The sequence below is a fragment of the Mesorhizobium ciceri WSM4083 genome, from assembly GCF_000519305.1.
Taxonomy (GTDB): Bacteria; Pseudomonadota; Alphaproteobacteria; order Rhizobiales; family Rhizobiaceae; genus Mesorhizobium; species Mesorhizobium ciceri_B.
In genome coordinates this window covers 117983-141788 of the sequence record NZ_JAFG01000011.1, presented here as the reverse complement: position 1 = coordinate 141788, position 23806 = coordinate 117983, and the positions used below count along the sequence as shown (strand labels likewise).

Here is a 23806-nt window from a genome sequence, read left to right as displayed (position 1 = left end):
GAGCGAACTCCAAACAGGTAGCCGATGAACAGCGCCTTGAACATCAAGGTAGGGTCGAGCGGCGGGCGGCCATTGTCGGGGCAATAAAGCGGCGCGGTCAGATCATGGATGAAGGTGAAATCGATCACACGGTCGATCTTGCGCAACAGGTGATCAGCCGGAACCAACTGATCCAGCGTTACCATCTCGAGGGCGGTCTGTTCAGGGGCGGGTCGCTTCAACATGACCCAGTGAATCAAAAACCCCCGGCAAATGCCAGGGGTTTGTCAGCAGCCTGAGGCCGCCTCCGGGCGGCCTTTTGCTTGGGGCTTGTGTTTGCGGCACGGCAGGCACCCCACCCGCGCCTACGGCGCGACCTCCCCCATCAAGGGGAGGTAGAAGAAAAGCGCGGCGCCCTACCTCCCCTCGATGGGGAGGTCGGCGCGTAGCGCCGGGTGGGGTGATGGCGCCGGCATGAACAGGTTAGGCCTTGGCGCCCTTGATGAAATCGATGAACGCCCGCAGCGGGGCCGGAACCAGGCGCCGGCCGGGATAATAGAGGAACGGTCCGGGAAAACTCGGCCACCACGGTTCAAGAATGGGCTCAAGGGCGCCGCTTTCGAAGTAAGGGCGAAGCCAGCCCTCGAAGAGGCCGATGATGCCGGTGCCGGCAATGGCCGCGTCGACGGCAAGATCCGTCGCCCCGCCGATCCGCACGATCAGAGGCCCCGTCGGATCGACCCGCACCACCTCGCCGTCTCGCTCGAATTCCCAAGGCAGCATCGCACCGCTGGCAAAGCGCCCCCGCACGCAGGAGTGGCCAAGCAGGTCGCTCGGGTGTTGCGGCCGCCCATGGCGAGCAAGATAGGCAGGGCTGGCGGCGGTGGCGAAATGCTGCACGCGCGGCCCGATCGGCACCGCGATCATGTCCTGTTCCAGCCGCTCGTCATAGCGGATGCCGGCGTCGCAGCCGGCCGCCAGCACGTCGACAAAGTTCTCATCGGCGATCACCTCCAGCCGGATACCGGGATAGGCGGCGAGGAAACCCGGGACGATGTCGGGTAATATCAGCCGCGCGGCACTAACCGGTACATTGAGACGCAACGAGCCAGCCGGCCTGTCGCGAAAGCCGTTCACCACGTCCAGCGCCGCCTCCACCTCCGACAGCGCAGGGCCGAGCCGCTCCAGCAGGCTGAGGCCCGCCTCGGTCGGGACAACGCTGCGCGTCGTGCGGTTGAACAGCCTGACACCGAGCTGCGCTTCCAGGCGACGCACCGCCTCACTCAAGCCGGAGGCGCTGCCGCCGCTGGCACGCGCGCCATCGCGAAAACCGCCGGCGCGCGCCACCGCCACGAAGGCGTTCAGATCGCTGAGGTCCATCATTGTTCGCCATTCCGCACGGCCTGTGTGGATTGTACCGGATTATCACGAGGTTGGGCAGCGCCTATCTCTGGCTCCTCAAAGGAGATCAATCATGTCCAACATCCAACAATCCGGCACATTCGCCCCCGCCACCTTCAAGCTTGGCAGCCGCACCGTGAAGCGGCTCGGCTATGGTGCCATGCAACTCGCCGGACCCGGCGTGTTCGGGCCGCCCAGGGACCATGACGCGGCATTGGCCGTGCTGCGCGAGGCGATTGCGCAGGGGATCGACCATATCGATACCAGCGACTTCTACGGCCCGCACGTCACCAACCGGCTGATCCGCGAAGCACTGGCACCCTACCCCGACGATCTCGTTATCGTCACCAAGATCGGCGCGCGGCGCGGGGCGGATGGATCGTGGCTGCCGGCTTTTTCTCCCGAGGCGCTGACCCAGGCGGTGCACGACAATCTCAGCAATCTCGGGCTCGATGTGCTCGACGTCGTCAACCTACGCATCATGTTCGATACCCATGGCCCCGCCGAGGGATCAATCGAAGCGCCGCTCACCGTGCTGGCCGAGCTTCAACAACAGGGCCTGGTCAGGCACATCGGGCTGAGCAACGTGACGCCGGCGCAGATCGCGCAAGGACGCGGGATCGCCGAGATCGTCTGCGTGCAGAACCAGTACAATCTGGCGCATCGCGACGACGACGCGCTGATCGACGACCTTGCCCGCGACGGTATCGCCTATGTGCCCTTCTTCCCGCTCGGCGGCTTCAACCCGCTGCAATCGTCCACCCTGTCGGAAATCGCGGCGCGCCTCGGCGCCACACCCATGCAGGTCGCGCTCGCCTGGCTGCTGCGCCGCGCGCCCAACATCCTGTTGATCCCCGGCACATCGTCGGTCGGGCATCTCAGGGAGAACCTCGCGGCTGGCGAACTCGAATTGCCACAGGATGCGCTCAGCGAACTGGACGGCGTGGCGCTGGCGGCGTGAGATTAGCCAATCTCCCCCCTTGAGGGGGAGATGTCGCCAAAGGCGACAGAGGGGGTCGGCACGACCGGGCGCGACCTCCTGCGGCAGATGAAGGTTGGCGCTCTGTGCGCGGCGCCCCCCCTCTGGCCTGCCGGCCATCTCCCCCTCAAGGGGGGAGATCGCTGTTCCAGCGGCGAGCCTCAATTGATACTCGCCGTATTCGCCGGCTCAGCCGGCCGCGCCTCGTTCGCGTAAGGCACGCGAAAACCATTCGCCGCCAGCCATCCGATGGCCGCCTTCGGCTCGTCGGTCTGGATGATGGTGGCGCCGCGATCGGCCCAGAAACCCCAGGCTTCGCGCGGCAGGCTGGCCTGCACCGCCAGTTCGTCGCCGCGGCCGCCGGCCAGGAAGCCGCCCGGCTTGTTGGCGATGGCGTAAGTGTCGGCCCAGATGTGCCAGTTGCCCCTGACCGCGGCCGCGCGCATGCGCGTGCTGAACAGTGGTCCGCCGGCCTCGGTCAGCGTGTCGGCGCCTGCCCGCCAGTTGATCAGCTCGATCGCGCGCGGCGAAAAGGCATGGTCGACCGTCCGGGCGAAGCCTGCATCACGCACCGCGTCGTCGGCGATGATCGGCATGAACTGGAAGCCGCCGCCGATGGCACCCATGGCGGCCTTGACCGCGGAAATCCGCTGTGAATTCCACAGGTTCTCCTTGACGATGACCTGTTCGGCCATGCCGAGATCGCGAGCGACCGCGATCATCCCCGAGAGGTCGCCGACGTCGAGCTTGTTGTCGAGGTTGATGAGGATCCTGTCCCTGGTCGCCATCAGCATCTCGCGCAGCGTCGAGACCGTCTCGTTGGTGACGGCGCCGGTGCCTTCGACCACCAGCCTGCAGGTCTTGAGTTCGGCCAGCGTGTATTTGACCACCTCGCCTTTGCAGGTCGTGGTGCGGTCGAGCCAGCTGTCATGCATGACGACGAACTCACCGTCCTTCGAGCGTCGGATGTCGACCTCGACTATTTCGGCGCCCATGGCGATCGAGCCTTCGACAGCGGCAATCGAATTTTCCGCGTAGAGCGTCTTGCCGGCCTGCATGCTGCCAGCGCGATGCGCGGCCACCATGACGTGGTCGCGCCATTGGTTGGCATGCTCAAAGCGGTCGAGTATCTGTCTGGCACGGGTCTCGCCGGCCAAGGCCTGGCCAGAGCCGGCTGCCAGGGCCGTGTAAAGCAGAAGGCTCAGCCAGATGGTCCGCATCGAGAATCGCTCCTTGCCGGATCGACACCCGGATAGGCGATGCCCGTGACATCTGGGTGAACGAAGCCGGCTAGCGGAATACTCGCAGCAGGTGTCTCAGATGCGTTTCGAGAGCCGGCGGAACCACGCCATGGCCGGCATCTCAATGAGGCGCCAAGTGATCCAGGAGGCGGCAATGGTGGCGGCGAGCATGACGACGATCGCCACCGCTCCCATCCAGCCGGCACCGAAGCCGGTGGCAGGCTGGCCGCGCAGCATGAAGTCGCCGATCAGGCCGAGGCCGAGCTTGCGCTCGACAAGCCCGGCGACGTTGATCAGGCGCGCCTGGACGAAGATGTGGACCATGTAGATCGAGTAGGACAGCGCGCCGAGCGTCAGCATGAACGGGGCTCTCAGCAAGGCGCTGATCCAGCCGCCTTCATGGGCGAACAGAAACAGCGCCAGCGCGAACACCAGGGGGGCCGCGATGCCAAAATCATTGTCGCCCGCCAGCGAGACGAAAAGCACGATGACGGCCACCATGACGATCTCGGCAAGGGTCCAGGCCATTCGAGGACCACCCCTGGCCAGGGCCTGTCGCGCCCCTGCAATGGAATCATGCTGAAACCAGGCCAGCAAGGCGCCGAGCGAGAAGCCGTAGAGGCAGCGGATGAAGCCGAAATCGAAGGACACATCCATATGATGGGTCGAGAAGCCGAGCAGGAACAGCGGCGCGGTGACGGCGGCGGCGACGAACCATATCCAGGCGCGCGCGCCGGCGACGAAGACCACGCCGGCAAACAGGAGATAGGCGAAGAACTCGGCCGAAATGCTCCAGCTTGGCGCATTCCAGGTCAATTGATCCTCGAAGCCGACACCCTGCAGCAGCAGAAGATTGGCAAGCAGACTCCCAGGGTCGAAGCCGCCGGTAAAGGGGGCAGCCCCGGTTCCATGCAGTTGCGGCAGCATCAGCCGCAGCAGCTCGAAGCCGGCAAAAGCGGCAAGCATGAACAGATGCAGCGGATAGATGCGGCCGAAACGGACCAGTGCGAAGCGCGCGACCTGTTCCGGCTGGTTCAGCCGATCGCCGTAGCTGCTGGCGATGACGAAACCGGAAAGGACGAAGAAGAAATCGACGAACAGGTAGGACGAACCGATGAAGGCGCTTTGCGAAATCGTCGAAGCGGTCGGAAAGTGAAACAGCGCCACCAGAAGCGCGCAGATGCCACGCCACGAATCGAGGACCAGGAAGCGTTCACCGGCGACCGTGCCGGTGCGGGTCGACGCCGCGGCACGGGTGGGGTTGAGAAACGCGGTCTGCGTCATGATGATACAATCCTGTCTTGCCGTGGCACTCGGGCAGCGCCATTCCGTCTCGCCAAGCTGTGACTGGCATCTTCCGTGCCGGTTCTGTAGTTGTTGCACCCCGATGAAAAACGAGGATCCGTAATGGCGAACAACAACATCGACAACGCCTTCACCGCCCGTTCCAAAACGGGCGCCGCGTTCGAGCCGACCTACTCCGGCGCGCTGTCGTTCATGCGGCGCAAATACACCAAGGACGTGAAGGGCGCGGATGCTGTGGTGTGGGGTATTCCCTTCGATGCCGCCGTCACCAACCGGCCCGGTGCCCGCTTCGGGCCGCAGGCCATCCGCCGCGCCTCGGCGATCCTCGACAACGACCCGCAATATCCGTTTTCGCGCGATCTGTTCGAGCATCTGGCGGTCGTCGACTATGGCGATTGCCTGCTCGATTCGGGCAACCACCAGAAAACCCCCGGCACGATCGAGCGCGAAGCGGCGAAGATCCTCAAATCCGGCGCCTTCCTGCTGACGCTCGGCGGCGATCATTTCGTCACCTGGCCGCTGCTCAAGGCGCATGCCGCCGTCCATGGTCCGCTCGCCTTGGTGCAGTTCGACGCCCATCAGGATACCTGGCCGGACGACGGCAAGCGCATCGACCACGGATCCTTCGTTGGCCGCGCCGTCAAGGAAGGCATCATCGATCCCGACCGTTCGATCCAGATCGGCATCCGCACCCATGCGCCCGACACGTTCGGCATCAAGATCCTCCATGGCCATGAAATCGAGGAGATGCGGGCGTCCGACATCGCCTACGCCATTGTCGACCGCACCGGCGGCAAAAAGACCTATCTCACCTTCGACATCGACTGCCTCGATCCGGCCTATGCGCCTGGCACAGGCACGCCGGTTGCCGGCGGACCGTCGTCGGCGAAGATCCTGTCGACGCTGCGCCAGCTCAACCAGGTCGACATTGTCGGCGCCGATGTCGTAGAGGTTGCGCCGGCCTATGATCACGCCGATATAACGGCGATCGCCGGCTCGATGGTGGCCATGCAATATCTCGGCCTGCTGGCTGAACGGAAGGCCCGGCTTGAAGAGCTGAACAACGGCAACCACAATGGCGCCGCAGTGAATCATGGTCACGGCATATAGTGTTGAAATATCAGGGAATTTGATCGATCCATGAAACCGAAAATCTTCATCGACGGCGAACACGGCACCACCGGCCTGCAGATCCGGGCGCTGCTGGCCGAGCGCGGCGACCTGGAAATCATCTCGGTTCCCGCCGAGCGCCGCAAGGAAACGGCTGCGCGCGCCGAGTTCCTCAATGCCGCCGATGTTGCGATCCTGTGCCTGCCCGACGACGCGGCGAAGGAGAGTGTTTCGCTGATCGCCAACGACACCACCAAGGTTATCGATGCGTCGACCGCTCATCGCGTGGCTGAAGGCTGGGCGTATGGTTTCGCCGAGATGGACAAGGCACAGCCAAAGACAATTGCCTCGGCAAAGCGCGTCGCCAATCCCGGCTGCTGGCCGCAGGGACCAATCGCCACGCTGCGGCCGCTGGTCACATCAGGCTTGCTGCCGGCGGATTTCCCGATCACCGTCAACGGCATTTCGGGCTATTCGGGCGGCGGACGGCCGATGATCGAGGACTATGTCGCCAAGGGCGAGGACGCCTCGGAGTTCCTGCCCTACGGCCTCACTCTGCAGCACAAGCACGTGCCGGAATTGAGGGCCTATGCAAGGCTGTCGCATGATCCGATCATGCAGCCGGCGGTCGGCAATTTTGCGCAAGGCATGATCACCGTGGTGCCGTTGCAGCTCGGCGGCCTCGACCATGTGCCGACCGGTGCGGAGCTGCATGCGGCGATTGCCGACCATTTCGCCGCCATCAAGGGCGGCGTTGTCGAAGTGGCGCCCTATGCGCATTCGGAGCGCATGCCGGAGATCGATCCGGAGATCTACAACGGCACCAACCGGATGAAGGTCTACGTCTTCGCCAACGACAAACGGGCGCAGGCCCTGCTGCTGGCGGTCTACGACAATCTCGGCAAAGGCGCCTCGGGTGCCGCCGTCCAGAACATGGACCTGATGCTCGGCCTCTAATGGACACGCCAGCATTTCCGGCGCGCTGGAAAGTCAGCGCGCCCAAACTCATTGCCGAGACCTTTTCGAGCCGCATCTGGAAGGTTTTGCGCGAAGACGGATCGCCGGCGATCGTCAAGGCGCTCAAGCCTTTCGATGACGTCGCTGACGAGTTGCGCGGAGAACATTATCTCGCCTGGCGGCGCGGCGAAGGCGCGGTGCGTCTGCTCGGCCGCGACGGCCACAGCATGCTGCTCGAATATGCCGGTGAAACCCTGCTGCAGCAGGTGCTCGACGAACAGGGCGACTTTGCCGCGACCGCAATCGCGGCCGAGGTGATGGCAAAACTGTTTTCACAGGGGAAGGACCCCTTCCCGCCCGAGCTTCAGCCGCTCCGGGAACGCTTCGCCAGCCTGGTCAACAAGGCAAATGCCGATCGCAACGCCGGCCATGACAGCCTCTATGTCCAGGCCGCCACTCTTGCTGACCGGCTGCTGGCCGATCCGCACGATATCAGGCCCCTGCATGGCGACCTGCATCACGAGAACATCCTGCACGGACCGCGCGGCTGGCTGGCCATCGATCCGAAGGGCGTTCTCGGCGACCCCGGCTTCGACGCCGCGAACATGTTCTACAACCCGCTCGACCGGGACGAGCTTTGCCTCGATCCGGAGCGGATCGCGCATATGGCCGAGATCTTCGCCAAAACACTGGGCCAGACGCCACCAGCCGTCCTTGATCATGCCATCGCCTATGGTTGCCTGTCGGCTGCCTGGCATCATGAGGACGACAATCCGGTCGAGGAGAACCGCGAATTGTCGATCGCCGGGGCGATCCGGGCGGTGCGGGCGGGCTTGTGATCGCGGGGCTGCGGTGCGGTGCTAACCGCTTGTTCACCACAATGGGCTACTGACAGGCGTCGGCTTCACTTCGGGATTTGTCATGGTCAGCTCGATTTCGGGTTCCTCCCAGGCAACCCAGTATTCCTCGTCCAGTTCGTCGAGCAATGCAGCCCAGGAGGCCGCACTCGAAAAGCAGATCCAGGACCTGGAAGACCAGGCCAAGGCGATCACGGATCAGGTCAAGGCCGCCCAGGTGCAGCAGGATATCGCCACGGCCCAGGCCAGGCTTGATGCTCTCAAAGCCGCCGATAAGGCAGCCAAGGCCGATCAGGGCCAGTCCGCACCATCCGCCGCGGCGTTGCGGCAGGCGGAATTCGACGGCGACAAGACGACATCTTCAAACGAATTCTGGATGTAACTGGCGAATTCTGGATGTGACTGGTCGATCGGCTCGGGATCAGCCCCTGAGCGCGATTGCATGCGGCAAGGGATAGGCGCCCTTGGTGCCGCGCCAATGCGCTGCTGCAAAGCTCAGGACGATGAGCGCAAAACCCTGATGGGTCAGCGCCATATGCAGCGGCACATGCATCAGCAGCGTGCCGATGCCGATCGAGGCCTGCACCAGCACCAGTAGAAACAGCACCGTCGCGCGGCGCGCATGCGTCGAACCTGGCAGCCGCCGGCGCGTGGCGATCATGTGCCACAGCGCCACGACGAATACCGTGTAAGCGCCAAGCCGATGGACGAACTGCACCGTCTTCGGGCTCTCGAAGAAATTGCGCCATGCCGGCTCGAGGATCAGCAGATCGCCCGGGATAATCTTGCCATCCATCAGCGGCCAGGTGTTGTAGCTCAGGCCTGCGTCGAGCCCGGCGACCAGGCCGCCGAGATAGATCTGGATCAGCGCCAGCAGCACGATGAAGCCGGCCAGCCTCTGCGTCGACCGATCAGCGGCGGGTTCGGAATGCGGCGCCAGTCCGCGCGCGACCACCATGGTGGCGGTGAAGATCAGCGCGGCAAGCGTCAGGTGGGTCGCCAGCCGGTACTGGCTAACGGAGACGCGGTCGACCAATCCTGAAGCCACCATCCACCAGCCGATGGCGCCCTGCAGGCCGCCAAGCAGGAGAATGCCTAGGAGTTTCGGCCCCAGGCCGCGCTCGACGCGGCGCGTCGCCCAGAAGAACAGCAGCGGCAAGGCAAAGACCAGGCCGACGCTGCGCGCCAGGATGCGGTGTGCCCATTCCCACCAGAAGATCGACTTGAACGCCTCGATGCTCATGCCCTTGTTGAGTTCGGCATATTGCGGGATCTGCTGATAGAGCTGGAATTCCTCTTGCCACTCGGCATCGTTGAGCGGCGGGATCACGCCGTGGATCGGCTTCCACTGCGTAATCGAGAGGCCGGAATCGGTGAGCCTGGTGGCGCCGCCGACCAGCACCAGCGCAAACAGCACCAGAAGCACCACATAGAGCCAACCGCGCAGCAGCGCCCGGTTATGCAGGTCGCGGTCGCGGGCGACGTATGGCGCGGCAACTGATATGGCAGCCATGATCTTGTCCCGGCATGTTGATTTGGCGGATTGGTGGACCATCGCACCCGTGCTGGCAAGACCATACGGCGCGGCACGCCGTCGCGCCGCGTCTCACCGGTTGCACAGTCTCGCCTCAAGGCCTATGCGAGGCCAATACCCCTTGAGCCTGCCAGGCCTCTTGTGCGAATTCCGGCATGCTCGATCAGGAGACCAGCCATGCCCCTGCGCCTGAAAAAGCTGATCGGAATGTTTCTGCTGGTGGCGCTGGTCATCGTCTATGCGCTGGTCGCATCGATCTTCGCGGTCGCCCGGCTGTCGGAGTCGGGTCCGTGGGTGCATTTCCTGTTCTTCCTGCTCAGCGGCCTGCTCTGGGTGCTGCCGGCAATGGGCATCATCAAATGGCTGATGCTGGAGCCGAGGGCCAAACGCTAGGCGAAACCGCCAGCGTCAGATGGTGACGACCATCTTGCCGGCATTGGCGAGCGGCGTCGTCACGCCCGACAGCATGGTGCGGATGTGGGCGAGGCTCTGGTAGCGGCCGTTGACGGAAATGCGCGGCAAGGCATGCAGGAAGCCGGCATGCTCGGCGCGCAGCACACCGTGGCGCGTCGTCACGGCGGATGTATAGCCTGCGTCGCGGGCAAAGCCCACTTCGCGACAGCCAACGGCGCTCGCATAGCCATAGGGGTAAGCGAAATGGCTGGGCTCTTCGCCCAATTCGGCCTGCAACATGGCGCGCACTGCGCCAACCTCGTGCCGGGCATCGGCTTCGGAGAGCCGCTTCAGATTGCTGTGGTTGATCGTATGGGCGCCGATCGTCACCAGCGGATGCGCGGCGATGCGCCGGATTTCATCCCAGCTCATCAATGTGCGCAGGCGTGGGCCGTCGGCGTCGATGCCGTTTGCGCGAGCCAGGTCACGCAACACGGCCTGCAGGTCCTCCTCGCGGATTTCGGAGGTGAGATAGGCGTGCAGGCGTGCATTGGCCTGCAGCTTCTTCGCGGGGGTCGAGCAATCGATCGTCAGCGGACCATTCGGCCGCGTCAGCGTCAAGGTATCGCGCGCGTTGACGATGTCCTCGACAACGTCCCACCACAGGTCGGCTGTGCCGTCGATCAGCCCAGGCGCGACATAGATGGTGATCGGCGCGCCGTGCTTCTCCAACACCGGCAGCGCCTCGACCATGTTGTCGCGATAGGCATCGTCGGCGGTGATCGTGGCAAACTGACCGCCTTTGCCGCCCGCCTTGATGCGCTCGACGGCTTCGTCCATGGAAACAAAGGCATAGCCATGCGCCTTCATGTCGGCGATCATGGCATCTAGGAAGCCGGGCGCGATATTCAGATGCCGGTTGACGCTGTCCGGCTTTTCCGGCGTCGCGGTAACACGGTGCAGCATCAGGATGGCGCCAATGCCGCCGATGAACGGCTTGGCCAGCGGTGCAAGGCCGGTATAGCGGGCGACGTTCAGCGCCAGTTTCCGGATTGCCTCCCCGCCGTCGATCATTCATTCACCTTTTGCGCCTAGGCTGATCCAAGCACGGAATGCGCCTATGCGAACCCCCAAATCGCGATCAATACGCCCTAAGGATTGAGGTATGGTTGACGCAACTGCGTCATTTGACGGCAATCGGCTTGCGGCGACCGAGGCATCGTCGCGCGCCTTGCCACGGGACCATGCCGGCCTGTCGATTTCGGTGGCGTCCACGGACGGACTCGGGGCCTATGCCGAGTTCTGCCGCTCGGCTCTGTTTGGGCCGGCGCAGAGTGCTGCCTGGATCCTGAACTGGGCGGCCGAGACACGACCGGACCTGCTCGTCGCGACGCTGAGTGCCGAGGGCAAACCGGTTTTTTCGCTGGCGCTGGAGGTTGCCTCGAAGGGGCCGTTCCGGATCGCCCGCTTCATGGGTGGGCGCCACGCCAACGGCAACTTCGTCGCCGCGGACCCGAACTGGCTGGCCAAGGCGGATATACCGGCCCTCCGGTCGGTGCTGGCGGCCATCGCCAAGGCACGCCCGGACATCGATCTGGTCGCGCTCGAGCGGTTGCTGCCCGACCTCGATGGCGTCGCCAATCCGCTCGCATCGCTTGACCATTTTTCCAGCCCCAATCTGTCGCTGGCCGTCGATCTCGCCGGCGGCTTCGATGCGCTGCTTTCCCGCGCCAGCGGCAAACGCAAACGCAAGAAGCACCGGTCGCAGATCCGGAAATTCGAGGCCGTCGGCAGCCATCGGCGCATCGAGGGCCGCACCCCCGGCGAGGTGGACAGGCTGCTCGACGCCTTCTTCGAGATGAAGGAACTCCGCTTCCGCAAGATGGGCATCGCCAATGTTTTTGGCGACGCACAGGTACGCGGCTTCTTCCGCGCCCTGTTCATGCAGGCGCTTGCCGAGGACAAGCCTTCCTTCGTGCTGCACGGACTCGAGGTTGCCGGCAAGCTGCGCGCCATCACCGGTTCAAGCCGCTCGGGCAAACGCCTGATCTGCGAATTCGGAGCGATCGCCGAGGACGATCTCGGGCACGCCAGCCCCGGCGATTTCCTGTTCTTCGACAACATCCAGGAAGCCTCCGAGACCGGTTTCGAGGTCTATGACTTTTCGGTCGGAGATGAGCCTTACAAGCGGCTGTGGTGCGATATCGAAACACGGCATTTCGAAGTGCTGGTCCCCTTGACCGTTAAGGGCCGCATGCTGGCGCTGACGCTTCGGCAAGGCGCGCGGCTGAAAGCCTTCGTCAAGAACAGCCCGACGATCTGGAAGCTGACCAAGGTGCTGCGCCGCAAAGCCGCCGGTCAGGCAGCACCCACGGAAGAAGACAGCTAACGCCATGAAGCCGATCATCCGCACACTGTCCCTGCAGGAACTGGCGCTTCTCGTCGACTGGGCGGCCGCGGAAGGCTGGAACCCAGGTCTTGAAGACCCGGCGATGCTCCAGGCGGCGGACCCCGAAGGCTTCATCGGCGCCTTTGTCGGCGACGACATGGTCGCGGCAATTTCGGCCGTGGCCTATGGAAGCGAATTCGGTTTCATCGGCCTCTACATCTCCCGGCCCGACATGCGCGGCATGGGCTACGGCAAGATGGTATGGGACGCCGGCATGAAAAGGCTCGCAGGCCGGACCGTCGGCCTCGACGGCGTCGCCGAGCAGCAGGCCAACTATCGGCGCAAAGGCTTCGCGCCGGCCTACGAGACCATCCGCTTCACCGGGCGCAAGGCAGGCCCGGCGGTCAGGGACGATGGGCTGCGGATGATTACAACGCAGCTCCGGTCCGACATCGTCGCCTATGACTCCCATTGTTTTCCGGCGCCGCGATGGGCCTTCCTGCAGGGATGGCTGCAGGAACCGCATCATGGGCTGGCGGCGATCGGTTCGCGCGGCGTCACCGGCTTTGGCGTGGCGCGCCGCTGTCGATCCGGCTTCAAGATCGGCCCGCTGTTTGCCGACGACATGGAAGTCGCTTTGCAACTCCTGGAGGGACTGGCCGGTGCCTGTGAGGGCGGCGAGTTGCATATCGACGTCCCCGCCGACAACACCGGCTTCATAACTGCGCTCGATGCGGCCGGCTTTGCGCCGACATTCACCACCACGCGCATGTACAAAGGTCCCGCCCCGGAACTGGACCTGCAAAGGGTGTTCGGCGTAACGACCCTGGAATTGGGATAGAGCGGGCGAACCGCTGAACGGCTCCGCCAAGCGATCCGCAGCTCTCTCAGGCGGCGGCGGTGCGCCGTCCCGGCACCGGATTGCCGGGCGGTTCATGGCCGAGCGGCGTCACCAGCGTGAGGTCGGGATAGCCGTTCTCGATCAGCTTGACCGCAGCCTGCGTCACCTCGTCGTCGGCCTCCAGCATGGAGAGAAAGACCTCGGTGGCGTCGCCGGTCAGACGGCCGATGCCTTGCGCGTCGGCTGGTCCGCACTCGACCACAACCAGGTCGTAGGCTGTGGTCAGCGACTGCATGATGATCGGCAGCCGGTCGGCGGCACGCATGGCACGAACCGGATCGGCGGTGCCGACGGGAATGACGTGACAGTCGGAGTAGAGATCGGCGTGGATGACGTCGCTGAACTGCGCTTCCGAAGCGAGCAGGTTGGTGATGCCCGGGAAAAGGCCGCTGTCCAGCATCGGCCGCGAGGCGGCCCCCGACGCGGTGAGGTCCAGCAACAGCACGCGCAGGCCGGCGTCGGCGACCTCGCGCGCCACCAGGATCGCGGATGCAGCCGCCTCGTCGCCTTCCGGCGAGACGAATATGGCGCGCGCCGCACCGCTGGAGATCAGCTTTTCGGCAGCCTTCTCGATATCGATCTCACCCAGGGTGGAACGCGCCGGTTCGGGCTCGACAGCCGTTTGCTCAGTCGCCGCCTTAGCGGGCATTGCGACCACATCCGGCGCCTCGGCCATGGCCGGCATCGCGGCGGCATAGGGCTCCGCATCGGCTTCATCCGCACGTTCAGGCAGATCCTGGCGAATGACGGGGTCCTGCAGGATGGCAGGCTCGTGGCGGACAAATGGGTTGGCGACCGGCGCCTGCGCCACATGGGGCATCGCCACCTCATCGATCCGTTCGAAACGGGAACCGCTTGCCGGCCGCATCGCGCGGCCTGAAAACAACTCCCGCAGAAGCGTCACGATGGCCATGATCAGCAGCGATGCGGCGAAAGCCGCGCCTACGATCGGCCCGACCTTCGGGAAATAGGCCTCGGAGGGAACCGAAGCCTTCGAGGCGATCCGGGCGTCGACGGGCAGATAGTTGCGGTCCTGGCGCGAAGCGGCTTCGCGGTAGTTGGTCAGGTACAGCTCGAGCTGCTGTCGCTTGGCGGTCGCATCGCGCTGCAGTGCGTCGAGATCGACCTGTTGTTCGCCGGCCTGCGCCGAAGCGGCTTTCAATGTGTTGACGTCGGCGACAAGCTGGTTCTCGCGGGCCTTTGCCGTCTCGGCCTGCATCAACAGGCCTTTCATGATCTTCTGGGCCTCGCTGCGGATCTGTGCGTCGAGATCGGACAGTTGCGATTTCAGCGCGCGAATGCGCGGATGATTGCCAAGCAGTGTCGTCGACAGATCGGCGATGTTGGAGCGCAATTCGACTTGTCGTTCACGCAAGCGCTGGATCAGGTCCGATGACAGAACCTCCGGCACGGCATCCAGCGAACCGCCGTTCTGCAGCGCCCTGCGCACACCGTCGGCGGTCGCTTCGGCCGCGGCGCGGTTGGCGCGCACTTTCGACAGTTCGCTCGACAGTTCCGAAAGCTGCTGGGTGGCCAGCACCGAATTGTTGCCACCCATCAGGAGATCGGACTGGGCGCGATAGGCGGCGACCTTCGCCTCGGCATCCTTGACCTGCCGCTGCAGGTCGGCGATCTCCGGCGCTAGGAAGTCTGCCGCGGCGTTGTTCGATTCGAGCTTGGCCGCCCCCTGCCCCGCTATATAGGCGGCGGCGATGGCGTCCGGTACGGCGGCCGCGAGCTTGGGATCTTCCGATGAAAACTCGATGGCAATGATGCGGGTCTTCTCGACGCCGTAGACGTTGAGCTTCTCGTGCATTTTCTTGAGCACGCGCTCTTCCGTCGGAATTTCCATCGGGTCGCTTTTCAGCCCGACCAGGACCAGAGCGCGGCTCACCGCCGACATGTCGAGCGCTTCATTGAACTCGGGCAGTTTTTCCAGACCAAGCTTTTGCGAGACCTGCTTGAGGATTTCGTTGGAGGAAATGATCTGGACCTGGGTGGCGACGCCCTGCTCGTCGAGAATAGGCTTGTCGGTGTCGTTGTTGTTGCTGGCCGGCCGCGTGTAGATGGATTCGCGCGGCGCGATCTCCACCTGCGTCTCGGCCTTGTAGTGCCGGGTTGCCAGCGAGGCGAAAGCGAAGGCCAGCCCGGTCGCCAACAGGACGACGAGGACTATACGCAGCCAATTCCTCGCCAGGCTGGCGAAGAGCTGCCTGAGATCGACATCGACATCTGCGGCCGCGGACTGAACGGACATGCATCCCTACTCCGATACTGGGTCAGCACGCACCGTAAACAACTATGGTAACTCAGCGGTTAAGATCGCGGTAAGTTTCCGTTAGGGTTTACTGGCGGGTGACAAACAAAACCGCCAAAAATCATAAAAAACTCTTGCCGATGCCCGTGTGTCGGCCGCTCCCTTTACCGGCCATTAACCCTAACAGGATGATAACGGACCTCGATCCCTGATGCTTGCTGCGACGCCGCAGCGGCCAGTCGAAGGTACTTGTCCGGTCATGAAAAGCACTGCTTCCCTGTTTCGCGCGCTGCTTGCCGTATCGATGCTGGCGGGCTGTTCCAGCTACCGGCCGACGCCGGCCGCCTTCCATGAGGTGCTCGATCAGCCCTATCGTCTTGGCGCCGGCGACCGCGTCCGCGTCACCGTGTTCGAGCAGGACGGGCTGACCAACACCTACAGCGTCGATCAATCCGGCTATCTCTCCTTCCCGCTTGTCGGCGCCATACCGGCGCGCGGCCACACCGCGCAGCAGATGGAAAAGGAGATCGCCGACAAATTGCGGCAAGGCTATCTGCGCGATCCCGACGTTTCGGTTGAGATCGACCGCTACCGGCCGATCTTCGTCATGGGCGAAGTGGGCGCCGCCGGCCAATATTCCTATGTTCCCGGCCTGACGGTGCAGAAGGCGATCGCCATTGCCGGCGGCTTCACGCCGCGCGCCAACCAGGAAAGCGTCGACATCACCCGCGACATCAACGGCAAGGTGATGACCGGCCGCGTGGTCACCTCCGACCCGCTGCTGCCGGGTGATACGGTCTACGTCCGCGAACGTCTGTTCTGACAGACACCACGTGGCGGACAGGCTCAGGATCGTCCATTGCTTTCGCTCACCCGTCGGAGGAATTTTCCGGCATGTGCGCGATCTGACCGAGGCGCAGGTCGCCGCCGGGCATTCCGTCGGCATCGTCTGCGATTCGACGACAGGGGGAGCGTTCGAGGAACATCTGTTCGAGCAAATGAAGGACATGCTGGCGCTCGGCATTCATCGCACGCCGATGCAGCGCCACGTCGGTCCCGGCGACCTCGCCTCGGCTTGGCGCACATACAGGATCATCAAGGAATTGCGGCCGGACGTACTGCATGGGCACGGCGCCAAGGGTGGCGCCTATGCCCGTCTGTTCGGCTCATTGTTGCGGGTATCAAGGTCTCGCGTAGCCCGCCTTTATTCGCCGCATGGCGGCTCGCTGCACTATGACGAGAACACGGTCATCGGAAAGCTGTTCTTCGCGCTCGAGCGCTTCATGGCTCGCTTCACCGACTATCTGCTGTTTGTCTCGGACTATGAGCGGCGGACCTATCGCCACAAGGTCGGCGAGCCGCCCATTCCCAACGCCCTCGTCTATAACGGCCTGCGCGCCACTGAATTCGAGCCGGTGATCACCACGCCGGACGCAGCCGACCTGCTTTATATCGGCATGATGCGCGACCTGAAGGGACCGGACATCTTCATCGACGCATTGGCACTCGCCGGCCCACGGTTCGGCCGCGCGCTGACCGCCGTGATGGTCGGCGACGGCGACGACCTTGCGCGTTACCACGGGCAAGTGAAACGCCTCGGGCTCGAGCGCCATGTCCGCTTCCTGCCGCCGATGCCGGCCAGGGAGGCCTTTGCCCTTGCCGCGCTTATCATCGTTCCCTCGCGCGCCGAAGCCATGCCCTATATCGTCCTGGAAACGCTTGCCGCGGGAAAGCCGATGATCGCAACAGCGGTCGGCGGCATTCCGGAGATATTCGACACCGGTTCCCCTGCCCTGATCCGACCTGACCCGATCGAGCTCGCCGACAGGATGAGCCAGGCGCTGGCCGACCCGGCCGCCTATCGCGACCTGATGCCCGATAGCGCCAACCTCAAGGCACGCTTCGGCGCCGATGTGATGGCCGCCGACATCGAGAAGGCCTATTTCGCCGCGCTCGACAGGTAGGCACAGGATCAGCCGTTCCAAAGCCATACGTTGTTTCAAGGGTTTCTTAGCTCTCTTTTGCTATGACCGTGGGGAAGCTTGCGGAAAGCCCTCATGAACGAGATCGACCCCGCGCGCCGCTTTTCAGCAGAGGCGGTGCGTAAATTCGACGGCCCGGCCGATGGCGACACGCCAAGCGGCATGAACGATGTCGCCCGCCAGGTCGCCTCGCAGTACAGGCGCGATACGATGTCGCCGATCATGGTCAGCGGTGTCCTGCGCATGGTCGAATTCGGCTTGCTGTTCCTGTCCGGGCTTGCCGTCTATTTCCACTATGTCGGGTTCTTCAACTATCTCGCCTGGCAATATCCGGTGACGATGGCAGCGGGCTCGTTCCTTGCCGTGGTGCTGCTCGACGTCACCGACTGCTACCAGATCGTCGCCCTGATGCGGCCGATCGCCAATTTCGGCCGCGTGCTGCTCGTCTGGGCCGGCACTTTCGCCCTGATGGCGCTGACGGCGTTCGTCATGAAGATGTCGGAAGACTATTCGCGCCTTTTGTTCGGCAGCTGGTTCGTCGTCGGCTTCGTTCTCATCTTCGGCCTCAGGCTGGTGATGTCGAGGCTGATCCGGGCCTGGGCGCGCGATGGCCGCATGGAGCGGCGCGCCGTCATCGTCGGCGGCGGCAAGGCGGCGGAAATCCTGATCCGCTCGGTCGAAAAGCAGCCCTACAACGATATCCGCATCTGCGGCATCTTCGACGATCGCGGCGACAAGCGCTCACCGCCCATCGTCGCCGGCTACCCCAAGCTCGGCACCATTTCGGAACTGATCGAGTTCGCCCGCATCGCGCGTATCGACATGCTGATCGTATCGCTGCCGCTGACCGCCGAATCGCGCGTTCTGCAGCTGCTGAAGAAGCTGTGGGTGCTGCCGGTCGACATCCGGCTTTCGGCGCATTCCAACGCGCTGCAGTTTCGCCCGCGCGCCTATTCCTACATCGGCGCGGTGCCGATGCTCGACATCTTCGACAAGCCGATCAACGACTGGGATTCTGTCGCCAAACGCGCCTTCGACATCGTCTTCAGCCTGATCGGCATCGTGGTGTTCTCGCCGGTGATGCTGGCGACCGCCATCGCCATCAAGCTCGACAGCAAGGGTCCGGTGCTGTTCCATCAGAAGCGGCACGGTTTCAACAACGAGATCATCGAGGTCTACAAGTTCCGTTCGATGTATACGGACAAGGCCGACCCAACCGCCAAGCAGACGGTGACCAAGAACGATCCGCGCGTCACCCGCGTCGGCCGCTTCATCCGCAAGACCTCGATCGACGAGCTGCCGCAGTTCTTCAACTCGCTTCTGGGTTCGCTGTCGCTGGTCGGCCCGCGTCCGCACGCCATCGCCGCGCAGTCGCATAACCTGCTCTACAACGAGGTCGTCGACGGCTATTTCGCCCGCCACAAGGTCAAGCCCGGCGTCACCGGCTGGGCGCAGATCAATGGCTGGCGCGGCGAGATGGACACCAACGAGAAGATCCGCATGCGCACGGAGTATGATCTCTACTACATCGAGAACTGGTCGCTGCTGTTCGATTTGCGGATCCTGTTCCTGACGCCGAGCCGGCTGCTCAACACGGAAAACGCCTATTGAGCGCGATCGCCCATGACGTGCCGCGCGCGGCGGTCAACGCCAAGCTGATCGCGCTGATTTCCTCGGGCGCGGTCTTCCTCGGCATTCTGCTGTCCGGCTTCGTCATCAGCGAGCCGGCGCCCTATGAGCTCTACATGGCCGGGCTGATCGCCATCTGGGCGCTTTTCGGCCTGAGGATTTCCCGCGCGGCCACGCCGCTGCTGGTGCTGCTGGTGACGATGAACATCGGCGGCATGATCTCCATGACGCAGATGGCGGACCTCGCCAACACGCCGCTCTATCTCGCCGTCTCGCTGTTTCTCGCCTTCAGCGCGGTGTTCTTCGCATCGATCACCGCCGTACAGCCCAGCCTCTACCGATTGATCTTCATTGCCTATGTGGTCTCGGCCGTGGCCACCTCGCTGCTTGGCATTGCAGGCTATTTCCATGCCTTTCCGGGCGCGGAGATGTTCACCAAATACGATCGCGCCGCCGGCGCCTTCCAGGACCCGAACGTGTTCGGCCCGTTCCTGGTGCTGCCCGGCATCTATCTACTCTATCTGCTTTTGACCGGACCGGCGACACGCATGCCGCTGCTGGCGGTGCCGCTGCTGATCATCACCGCCGGCATCTTCTTCTCCTTCTCACGCGGCGCCTGGGGCATGTTCACCGTCTCGGCCGTCCTGCTCACCGGCTGCCTGTTCCTGCAGAGCGCCAGCGGCAAGTTCCGGCTGCGTGTGGTGGTGATGACGATTGCAGCGCTGGCATTGCTGGTCGTCGCCATGATCGTCATCCTGCAGCTGCCCGGCGTATCGGAGATGTTCTCCAACCGTGCCCAGCTCGAACAGAGCTACGACACCGCCCGCCTCGGCCGCTTCGCCCGCTACGGCATCGGCTTCCAGATGGCGATGGAGCATCCGTTCGGCATCGGCCCGCTGGTCTTCGGCACGATCTTCGGCGAAGACACCCACGATATCTGGCTGAAGATGCTGATGGATTATGGCTGGCTCGGCTTCGTGTCGTTCCTGGCGCTCGTTCTATGGACGATAGCCGCCGGCTTCCGCATCCTGCTGCGCGACCGGCCGTGGCAGCCCTATCTCCTGTGCGCCTATGTCGCCTTCATCGGCAATATCGGGCTCGGCACCTTCATCGACATCGACCACTGGCGCCATGTCTACCTGCTGCTCGGCCTGATCTGGGGCGCCATCGCGCTGGAATACCGCCATCAACTGCTGTTGCGGCCGGCCTTGCAGGGCTCGCCGGCACCGGCAATCGCAACGGGATAAAAGTCGCGGAATTCGGTTGACCCGCACGGGGTTATCACGATACATCGCGACCGGTCCGGAGTGTAGCGCAGCCCGGTAGCGCACTTGACTGGGGGTCAAGGGGTCGTCGGTTCGAATCCGGCCACTCCGACCATTTCAAAGCAGGACTTGCCCCCAAAAGTCCTTTCCGCCTTTCCACGAGACACCCTTTCCGGACACCCGAGGGGAGCACAGACCAAAAGTTCCAACTCTTCGACACGAACTGAGGCTGTCGGCGGCACGAGATGGAAGCCGATTGGCGCGTTGAATCGCTTGAAACCTTGGATTCAAGTCGATCCACGAATGTGTGGCAGTTTCACAACGCTCATATTCCAAACGTTTCCAATTACATGGAAGCGCTTTTCAAGCTTGGGCTGGTGTGTAGATTAAGCAGCGTAGAACCTTGGGGATATCATGAAGACGATCATTCTCTCTTCAGCACTGCTTTTGGCCATCACGGGCGGGGCGCTTGCCGCCGACCCGATCATCAATGTGCCATCGCAGGATGTGGCGCCTGCCGGTTTCATCTGGACTGGGGGCTATGTCGGTATCGTCGCCGGGGTGAACTACCTGAAGGGCGATTTCGACATCCCGAACTATGATCCTTCCGGCTACCATGCCGACAACACGTCAGCCGAAATTGGTGGCAAAGTCGGATACAATTATCAGTTCGCGAACAATTTCGTACTCGGCGGCGAGGCATCGCTGGTTGCAGTTTTCAACAAGGGTGCGGACAGTACGTTTGATGACGAAGAGATCAATGTACACACGGACTGGCAAGCTCACATTGTTGCAAAGGTTGGCTATGCGGCAGATAGGTTCATGCCTTATGTAAAGGGCGGCATCGCTTTTCTGCACGCAAATGACGTCTTTTATTCCACCACGGGGGATCGCACCGATTCTCAAAGCCGAACCTACATTGGCTGGACCATTGGCGCTGGTGTCGACTATGCGCTCAATGAGAAGTGGATTGTCGGCGTCGATTATGCATATGCTCATTTCGGCAGTCACGATTTTGCGAACGACCAGCTTGGCCCAACCATCTTGAAGCCAAGCACCCATACGGTTTCCGCGAGCTTGAGCTACAAATTCTGATCGGCATGGTAGGCTCTGACTGCCGTCGTCAGCCGGTGTCCGCGCCAGCTGTTCACGCCCAATATGGGACCTCAACCTAGGCCTGGCACACATCCACCCATTCGGCGCCGGTAATCTCGACCATGTGCTGCGGGGCAATCCGCATCGCCGCATTGGTAGCGCCTGCCGCAGGCACCACCTCTTCGAATTCGCGCAGCGACACGTCGCAATAGACCGGCAGCGGCGCCGGCAGGCCGAACGGGCAGACGCCGCCGACCGGATGGCTTGTCGCTTCGACAACCTCGGCGGCGTCGAGCATGCGCGGCTTGCCGCCGAACTGGTCCTTGAACTTGCGGTTGTCCAGCCTGGCGATGCCGCTGGTCACCACCAGCATGGTGCGGTCGCCGACGCGCAGGCAGATCGTCTTGGCGATCTGTGCCGGCAGCACGCCATGCGCCTCGGCCGCCAACATCACCGTCGCCGAGCTCGCCTCCGTGACGATGACGTCGATGTCAGGCGCGTGGGCGGCGAAGAAGGCACGAACGGACTCCAGGCTCATGTCGAAAACCCATGGTTCAAAAACTTGAAGGACGGCAGATTGCTGTCCAGCAGCCGAGGCCGCCGCGCGTATAAGCACGTGCGACAGACAGATCGGCAAGTGCCAGGCTGAAGCAAAGCGCCGCAGCAGACACAAAGAAACCCGCCAAGGGGCCTTGGCGGGTTCTCTGGAATGCCTGGTGCGGATCTACGCCAGCGATCGACTTTGCGCCGCCGGCGTCGGCGCAGCCGGGGTGATCAGAGCCTCCTGGGGAAGGTGAAGCGCGGACACAATACGACGCAGCTTCGACGGGTCGGTCACTCTGCCGCTTTCGATATCCTCAATTTCGTCCACCGCCAGGCCGCATGTCAGGGAGAGCTCTTCCACGCTGTAACCGCGGGTCTCCCGCATCGCTCTGAGGGTGTTATAATCTGGCCCGCTCCCGTTGGTTGCCGGTTCGGAGTGGGGTTCGCTTTTCGCATTATGGGGCATTGGCAACTCCATGACTGAAAGAGTTTGATCAAATGAGGAGTGTTGCCTGAGACGGTCGGGAAGATGCCCTCTCGCCGGCGATTTGCCAAGAGCCAAAAAGGCCGTCACGGGATCGTGAACCGGGTGCCTGGCGCGGCCCTCTCGCGCACACGTCGCGATCAAGTTGTTTTGAAGGACTGATTGGCCTTTTGCCGGCAGTTTCGCCGCGCCCATTCGTTATCTCCGGGTCGCTGGCGTGAAACCATCCGGTTCCAGCCAGTTCGTTCCCGGAAGGATTTTTGCAATGAACTTGAAGACAGTCATGGTCGTGCTCGGCACGATTTCCAGCCTTTCCGTCGCCGGCGCAGGCGCCGCCCAAGCAGCAGACGCGCTGCGTGTGCGCGGCACGGTGGTCAGTTTCGAGCCCACGCTGCTTACCGTGAAAACGCGCCAGGGCGATACCGACGCGATCAAGCTCAAGGCCGGCTGGAAGATCTCGGGCGTCGCCAACGCCTCGGCAAAGGACATCAAGCAGGGCGATTTCCTCGGCATTGCCTCGGTTTCGAAAGCCGATGGCGGCAGCGGCGCCTTGGAGGTGGTGGTCTTTCCGGCCGCGCTGAAAGGCACCGGCGAGGGTGACCGCCCCTGGGACCTGCAGCCAAACAGCCGGATGACCAACGGCACCGTTGCCGACGTTACCGATATAAGCGGGCGATCCGTCACGCTGACCTATGACAATGGCCAGACCAAGAAGATTTCGATCCCCGACACCACGCCCGTCGTGACCTTCGCGCCGGCGACCCCGACCGACCTCAAGCCGGGTGCGACGGTCTTTGTCACCGCAGAGCGGGGCAGTGACGGCGCGCTGAGCGCCAGCCGCGTCGTGGTCGGAAACAACGGCGTCGTGCCGCCGATGTAGTCGAACAGGCGGCCAATGGCCGCCTCTCGATCTTGCCGTGCGTGGCGGCTGCTGCCCGGATTCCTCAGAAACAGTCCAGAAACAAAATTCTACAATCCGGAAATACTGACGAAAAAATTCAGGCGCGTAATTCCACTCGCGGCGGCCGGGCTATCGCCCCGATCCATATGCGCCCGCGAAACAAAAGGAAACGATCCATGAAGAAGTCCCTCCTCTCGGCCCTCGGGCTTGCAGTTGCAATGGCTTTCACGGTGCCCGTCATCGGCGCGACGAGCGCGGATGCGGCCCCGATGGCCAAGCATCATCGCCACCACCATCATCATCGCCACCATGTCCGCCACCACCATCATCACCGCCACCACCACCATGTGATCGGAAACAAGGCCTAAGCACCGCAGACTGCCACCGAGAAGACCGGCCTTGGCTTCCTGTCCAAGGCCGGTCTTCTCGGCCCTGCGAGGCGATCGCGGACGATAATTCACGCAAATCCAGCGCCCTACGCCGGTGAGATCGTCGTCTATCCCGGCGCTGGCTATGGCACGACCACCAATCCGGCGTTCGCCGGCGAAATCGAACGGCTCTGGCGGCTCGACCAATCCGCATTCCTGCGCCGGCCGCACAGAGG

24 protein-coding genes and 1 tRNA gene are annotated in these 23806 nt (G+C 63.3%); 15 read left to right on the top strand and 10 right to left on the bottom strand.

Annotation, left to right across the window (positions count from 1 at the left end):
• Together MESCI2_RS0121705 and MESCI2_RS0121700 are read right to left on the bottom strand one after the other, a co-directional pair.
• Positions 1 to 224, bottom strand: a 224-nt coding sequence (locus MESCI2_RS0121705) for a transposase (protein WP_027038413.1), incomplete at its 3' end; no start/stop codon positions are given.
• Between the two features lie 238 nt (positions 225 to 462).
• On the bottom strand, positions 463 to 1362 hold the full coding sequence (locus tag MESCI2_RS0121700; RefSeq protein WP_027038412.1) for a LysR family transcriptional regulator: 900 nt from the start codon (positions 1360 to 1362) through the stop codon (positions 463 to 465).
• Positions 1363 to 1453: 91 nt separating this feature from the next.
• Between MESCI2_RS0121700 and MESCI2_RS0121695 the strand changes: the two genes are divergently transcribed.
• Entirely contained in the window at positions 1454 to 2341 is an 888-nt protein-coding gene (locus MESCI2_RS0121695) for an aldo/keto reductase family oxidoreductase (RefSeq protein ID WP_027038411.1), read from the top strand.
• Between the two features lie 179 nt (positions 2342 to 2520).
• Here MESCI2_RS0121695 and MESCI2_RS0121690 read toward each other — a convergent pair whose 3' ends face one another.
• Complete coding sequence (locus tag MESCI2_RS0121690; RefSeq protein WP_027038410.1) at positions 2521 to 3579, bottom strand: glycerophosphodiester phosphodiesterase family protein; 1059 nt, start codon at positions 3577 to 3579, stop codon at positions 2521 to 2523.
• A gap of 96 nt (positions 3580 to 3675) precedes the next feature.
• Positions 3676 to 4884, bottom strand: coding sequence for an acyltransferase family protein (locus MESCI2_RS0121685; protein WP_027038409.1), 1209 nt, complete (start codon positions 4882 to 4884; stop codon positions 3676 to 3678).
• 123 nt (positions 4885 to 5007) lie between these two features.
• On the opposite strand from MESCI2_RS0121685, the gene speB reads away from it, so the two are divergent.
• The 4 genes from speB (at position 5008) to MESCI2_RS0121665 (ending at position 8211) form a co-directional block, all read left to right on the top strand.
• A complete protein-coding gene (gene speB / locus MESCI2_RS0121680; RefSeq protein WP_027038408.1) occupies positions 5008 to 6015 on the top strand; it encodes an agmatinase in 1008 nt (335 codons plus the stop codon).
• A 30-nt stretch (positions 6016 to 6045) separates the two neighbouring features.
• Positions 6046 to 6972 (top strand): N-acetyl-gamma-glutamyl-phosphate reductase, encoded by a 927-nt coding sequence (gene argC, locus MESCI2_RS0121675; protein ID WP_027038407.1) that lies wholly within the window; start codon positions 6046 to 6048, stop codon positions 6970 to 6972.
• The gene (locus MESCI2_RS0121670; RefSeq protein ID WP_027038406.1) at positions 6972 to 7811 is read left to right on the top strand and encodes an aminoglycoside phosphotransferase family protein; all 840 of its coding nucleotides are present in this window, start codon (positions 6972 to 6974) and stop codon (positions 7809 to 7811) included. The genes argC and MESCI2_RS0121670 overlap by 1 nt, the downstream gene beginning before the upstream one ends.
• 82 nt (positions 7812 to 7893) lie before the next feature.
• On the top strand, positions 7894 to 8211 hold the full coding sequence (locus tag MESCI2_RS0121665) for a hypothetical protein (RefSeq protein ID WP_027038405.1): 318 nt from the start codon (positions 7894 to 7896) through the stop codon (positions 8209 to 8211).
• A 39-nt stretch (positions 8212 to 8250) separates the two neighbouring features.
• Here MESCI2_RS0121665 and MESCI2_RS0121660 read toward each other — a convergent pair whose 3' ends face one another.
• Positions 8251 to 9342, bottom strand: a complete 1092-nt coding sequence (locus MESCI2_RS0121660; protein ID WP_027038404.1) for a COX15/CtaA family protein — start codon at positions 9340 to 9342, stop codon at positions 8251 to 8253.
• A gap of 198 nt (positions 9343 to 9540) precedes the next feature.
• On the opposite strand from MESCI2_RS0121660, the gene MESCI2_RS0121655 reads away from it, so the two are divergent.
• Positions 9541 to 9756 (top strand): DUF2842 domain-containing protein, encoded by a 216-nt coding sequence (locus tag MESCI2_RS0121655; protein ID WP_023810263.1) that lies wholly within the window; start codon positions 9541 to 9543, stop codon positions 9754 to 9756.
• Between the two features lie 15 nt (positions 9757 to 9771).
• Here the strand turns inward: MESCI2_RS0121655 and MESCI2_RS0121650 are convergent, their stop codons facing one another.
• Positions 9772 to 10830 (bottom strand): polysaccharide deacetylase family protein, encoded by a 1059-nt coding sequence (locus MESCI2_RS0121650; protein ID WP_027038403.1) that lies wholly within the window; start codon positions 10828 to 10830, stop codon positions 9772 to 9774.
• A 91-nt stretch (positions 10831 to 10921) separates the two neighbouring features.
• Here MESCI2_RS0121650 and MESCI2_RS0121645 point away from each other — a divergent pair, with 91 nt between their 5' ends.
• Together MESCI2_RS0121645 and MESCI2_RS0121640 are read left to right on the top strand one after the other, a co-directional pair.
• Positions 10922 to 12145: a GNAT family N-acetyltransferase gene (locus MESCI2_RS0121645; protein ID WP_027038402.1), complete on the top strand. Its 1224-nt coding sequence runs from the start codon at positions 10922 to 10924 to the stop codon at positions 12143 to 12145.
• Between the two features lie 4 nt (positions 12146 to 12149).
• Positions 12150 to 12986 (top strand): GNAT family N-acetyltransferase, encoded by an 837-nt coding sequence (locus MESCI2_RS0121640; RefSeq protein WP_027038401.1) that lies wholly within the window; start codon positions 12150 to 12152, stop codon positions 12984 to 12986.
• A gap of 46 nt (positions 12987 to 13032) precedes the next feature.
• On the opposite strand, the gene MESCI2_RS0121635 is transcribed toward MESCI2_RS0121640, so the two are convergent.
• Positions 13033 to 15303: a GumC family protein gene (locus MESCI2_RS0121635; RefSeq protein ID WP_027038400.1), complete on the bottom strand. Its 2271-nt coding sequence runs from the start codon at positions 15301 to 15303 to the stop codon at positions 13033 to 13035.
• 259 nt (positions 15304 to 15562) lie between these two features.
• Here MESCI2_RS0121635 and MESCI2_RS0121630 point away from each other — a divergent pair, with 259 nt between their 5' ends.
• From MESCI2_RS0121630 to MESCI2_RS0121605, 6 genes are all read left to right on the top strand, one after another.
• Positions 15563 to 16126: a polysaccharide biosynthesis/export family protein gene (locus MESCI2_RS0121630; protein ID WP_013532220.1), complete on the top strand. Its 564-nt coding sequence runs from the start codon at positions 15563 to 15565 to the stop codon at positions 16124 to 16126.
• Positions 16127 to 16136: 10 nt separating this feature from the next.
• Positions 16137 to 17267 (top strand): glycosyltransferase family 4 protein, encoded by a 1131-nt coding sequence (locus MESCI2_RS0121625; protein WP_027038399.1) that lies wholly within the window; start codon positions 16137 to 16139, stop codon positions 17265 to 17267.
• A 93-nt stretch (positions 17268 to 17360) separates the two neighbouring features.
• Positions 17361 to 18896 (top strand): undecaprenyl-phosphate glucose phosphotransferase, encoded by a 1536-nt coding sequence (locus MESCI2_RS0121620; RefSeq protein WP_027038398.1) that lies wholly within the window; start codon positions 17361 to 17363, stop codon positions 18894 to 18896.
• On the top strand, positions 18893 to 20161 hold the full coding sequence (locus MESCI2_RS0121615; RefSeq protein WP_027038397.1) for an O-antigen ligase family protein: 1269 nt from the start codon (positions 18893 to 18895) through the stop codon (positions 20159 to 20161). The genes MESCI2_RS0121620 and MESCI2_RS0121615 overlap by 4 nt, the downstream gene beginning before the upstream one ends.
• A 56-nt stretch (positions 20162 to 20217) precedes the next feature.
• Positions 20218 to 20294, top strand: a tRNA-Pro gene (locus MESCI2_RS0121610).
• A gap of 299 nt (positions 20295 to 20593) precedes the next feature.
• The gene (locus MESCI2_RS0121605; RefSeq protein WP_027038396.1) at positions 20594 to 21274 is read left to right on the top strand and encodes an outer membrane protein; all 681 of its coding nucleotides are present in this window, start codon (positions 20594 to 20596) and stop codon (positions 21272 to 21274) included.
• Between the two features lie 76 nt (positions 21275 to 21350).
• Here the strand turns inward: MESCI2_RS0121605 and MESCI2_RS0121600 are convergent, their stop codons facing one another.
• Together MESCI2_RS0121600 and MESCI2_RS1000000139285 are read right to left on the bottom strand one after the other, a co-directional pair.
• Positions 21351 to 21812: a YbaK/EbsC family protein gene (locus MESCI2_RS0121600; RefSeq protein ID WP_027038395.1), complete on the bottom strand. Its 462-nt coding sequence runs from the start codon at positions 21810 to 21812 to the stop codon at positions 21351 to 21353.
• A 186-nt stretch (positions 21813 to 21998) separates the two neighbouring features.
• A complete protein-coding gene (locus MESCI2_RS1000000139285) occupies positions 21999 to 22496 on the bottom strand; it encodes a helix-turn-helix domain-containing protein (protein WP_430981677.1) in 498 nt (165 codons plus the stop codon).
• Between the two features lie 70 nt (positions 22497 to 22566).
• Between MESCI2_RS1000000139285 and MESCI2_RS0121590 the strand changes: the two genes are divergently transcribed.
• A complete protein-coding gene (locus tag MESCI2_RS0121590) occupies positions 22567 to 23181 on the top strand; it encodes a hypothetical protein (RefSeq protein ID WP_027038393.1) in 615 nt (204 codons plus the stop codon).
• Between the two features lie 89 nt (positions 23182 to 23270).
• Here the strand turns inward: MESCI2_RS0121590 and MESCI2_RS1000000138510 are convergent, their stop codons facing one another.
• On the bottom strand, positions 23271 to 23777 hold the full coding sequence (locus MESCI2_RS1000000138510) for a hypothetical protein (protein ID WP_197031576.1): 507 nt from the start codon (positions 23775 to 23777) through the stop codon (positions 23271 to 23273).
• Positions 23778 to 23806 lie beyond the last annotated feature (29 nt).

Excerpts from the sequence above, each read along its gene's own strand:
- argC (WP_027038407.1), top strand. The coding sequence starts at position 6,046 with ATGAAACCGAAAATCTTCATCGACGGCGAACACGGCACCACCGGCCTG.
- MESCI2_RS0121650 (WP_027038403.1), bottom strand. The coding sequence starts at position 10,830 with ATGATCGACGGCGGGGAGGCAATCCGGAAACTGGCGCTGAACGTCGCC.
- MESCI2_RS0121590 (WP_027038393.1), top strand. The coding sequence starts at position 22,567 with ATGAACTTGAAGACAGTCATGGTCGTGCTCGGCACGATTTCCAGCCTT.
- MESCI2_RS0121685 (WP_027038409.1), bottom strand. The coding sequence starts at position 4,884 with ATGACGCAGACCGCGTTTCTCAACCCCACCCGTGCCGCGGCGTCGACC.
- MESCI2_RS0121630 (WP_013532220.1), top strand. The coding sequence starts at position 15,563 with ATGAAAAGCACTGCTTCCCTGTTTCGCGCGCTGCTTGCCGTATCGATG.
- MESCI2_RS0121655 (WP_023810263.1), top strand. The coding sequence starts at position 9,541 with ATGCCCCTGCGCCTGAAAAAGCTGATCGGAATGTTTCTGCTGGTGGCG.
- MESCI2_RS0121645 (WP_027038402.1), top strand. The coding sequence starts at position 10,922 with ATGGTTGACGCAACTGCGTCATTTGACGGCAATCGGCTTGCGGCGACC.
- MESCI2_RS0121700 (WP_027038412.1), bottom strand. The coding sequence starts at position 1,362 with ATGATGGACCTCAGCGATCTGAACGCCTTCGTGGCGGTGGCGCGCGCC.
- MESCI2_RS0121600 (WP_027038395.1), bottom strand. The coding sequence starts at position 21,812 with ATGAGCCTGGAGTCCGTTCGTGCCTTCTTCGCCGCCCACGCGCCTGAC.
- MESCI2_RS0121660 (WP_027038404.1), bottom strand. The coding sequence starts at position 9,342 with ATGGCTGCCATATCAGTTGCCGCGCCATACGTCGCCCGCGACCGCGAC.
- MESCI2_RS0121670 (WP_027038406.1), top strand. The coding sequence starts at position 6,972 with ATGGACACGCCAGCATTTCCGGCGCGCTGGAAAGTCAGCGCGCCCAAA.
- MESCI2_RS0121640 (WP_027038401.1), top strand. The coding sequence starts at position 12,150 with ATGAAGCCGATCATCCGCACACTGTCCCTGCAGGAACTGGCGCTTCTC.
- MESCI2_RS0121605 (WP_027038396.1), top strand. The coding sequence starts at position 20,594 with ATGAAGACGATCATTCTCTCTTCAGCACTGCTTTTGGCCATCACGGGC.
- MESCI2_RS0121665 (WP_027038405.1), top strand. The coding sequence starts at position 7,894 with ATGGTCAGCTCGATTTCGGGTTCCTCCCAGGCAACCCAGTATTCCTCG.
- MESCI2_RS0121620 (WP_027038398.1), top strand. The coding sequence starts at position 17,361 with ATGAACGAGATCGACCCCGCGCGCCGCTTTTCAGCAGAGGCGGTGCGT.
- MESCI2_RS0121690 (WP_027038410.1), bottom strand. The coding sequence starts at position 3,579 with ATGCGGACCATCTGGCTGAGCCTTCTGCTTTACACGGCCCTGGCAGCC.
- MESCI2_RS1000000139285 (WP_430981677.1), bottom strand. The coding sequence starts at position 22,496 with ATGGGCGCGGCGAAACTGCCGGCAAAAGGCCAATCAGTCCTTCAAAAC.
- MESCI2_RS0121635 (WP_027038400.1), bottom strand. The coding sequence starts at position 15,303 with ATGTCCGTTCAGTCCGCGGCCGCAGATGTCGATGTCGATCTCAGGCAG.
- speB (WP_027038408.1), top strand. The coding sequence starts at position 5,008 with ATGGCGAACAACAACATCGACAACGCCTTCACCGCCCGTTCCAAAACG.
- MESCI2_RS0121695 (WP_027038411.1), top strand. The coding sequence starts at position 1,454 with ATGTCCAACATCCAACAATCCGGCACATTCGCCCCCGCCACCTTCAAG.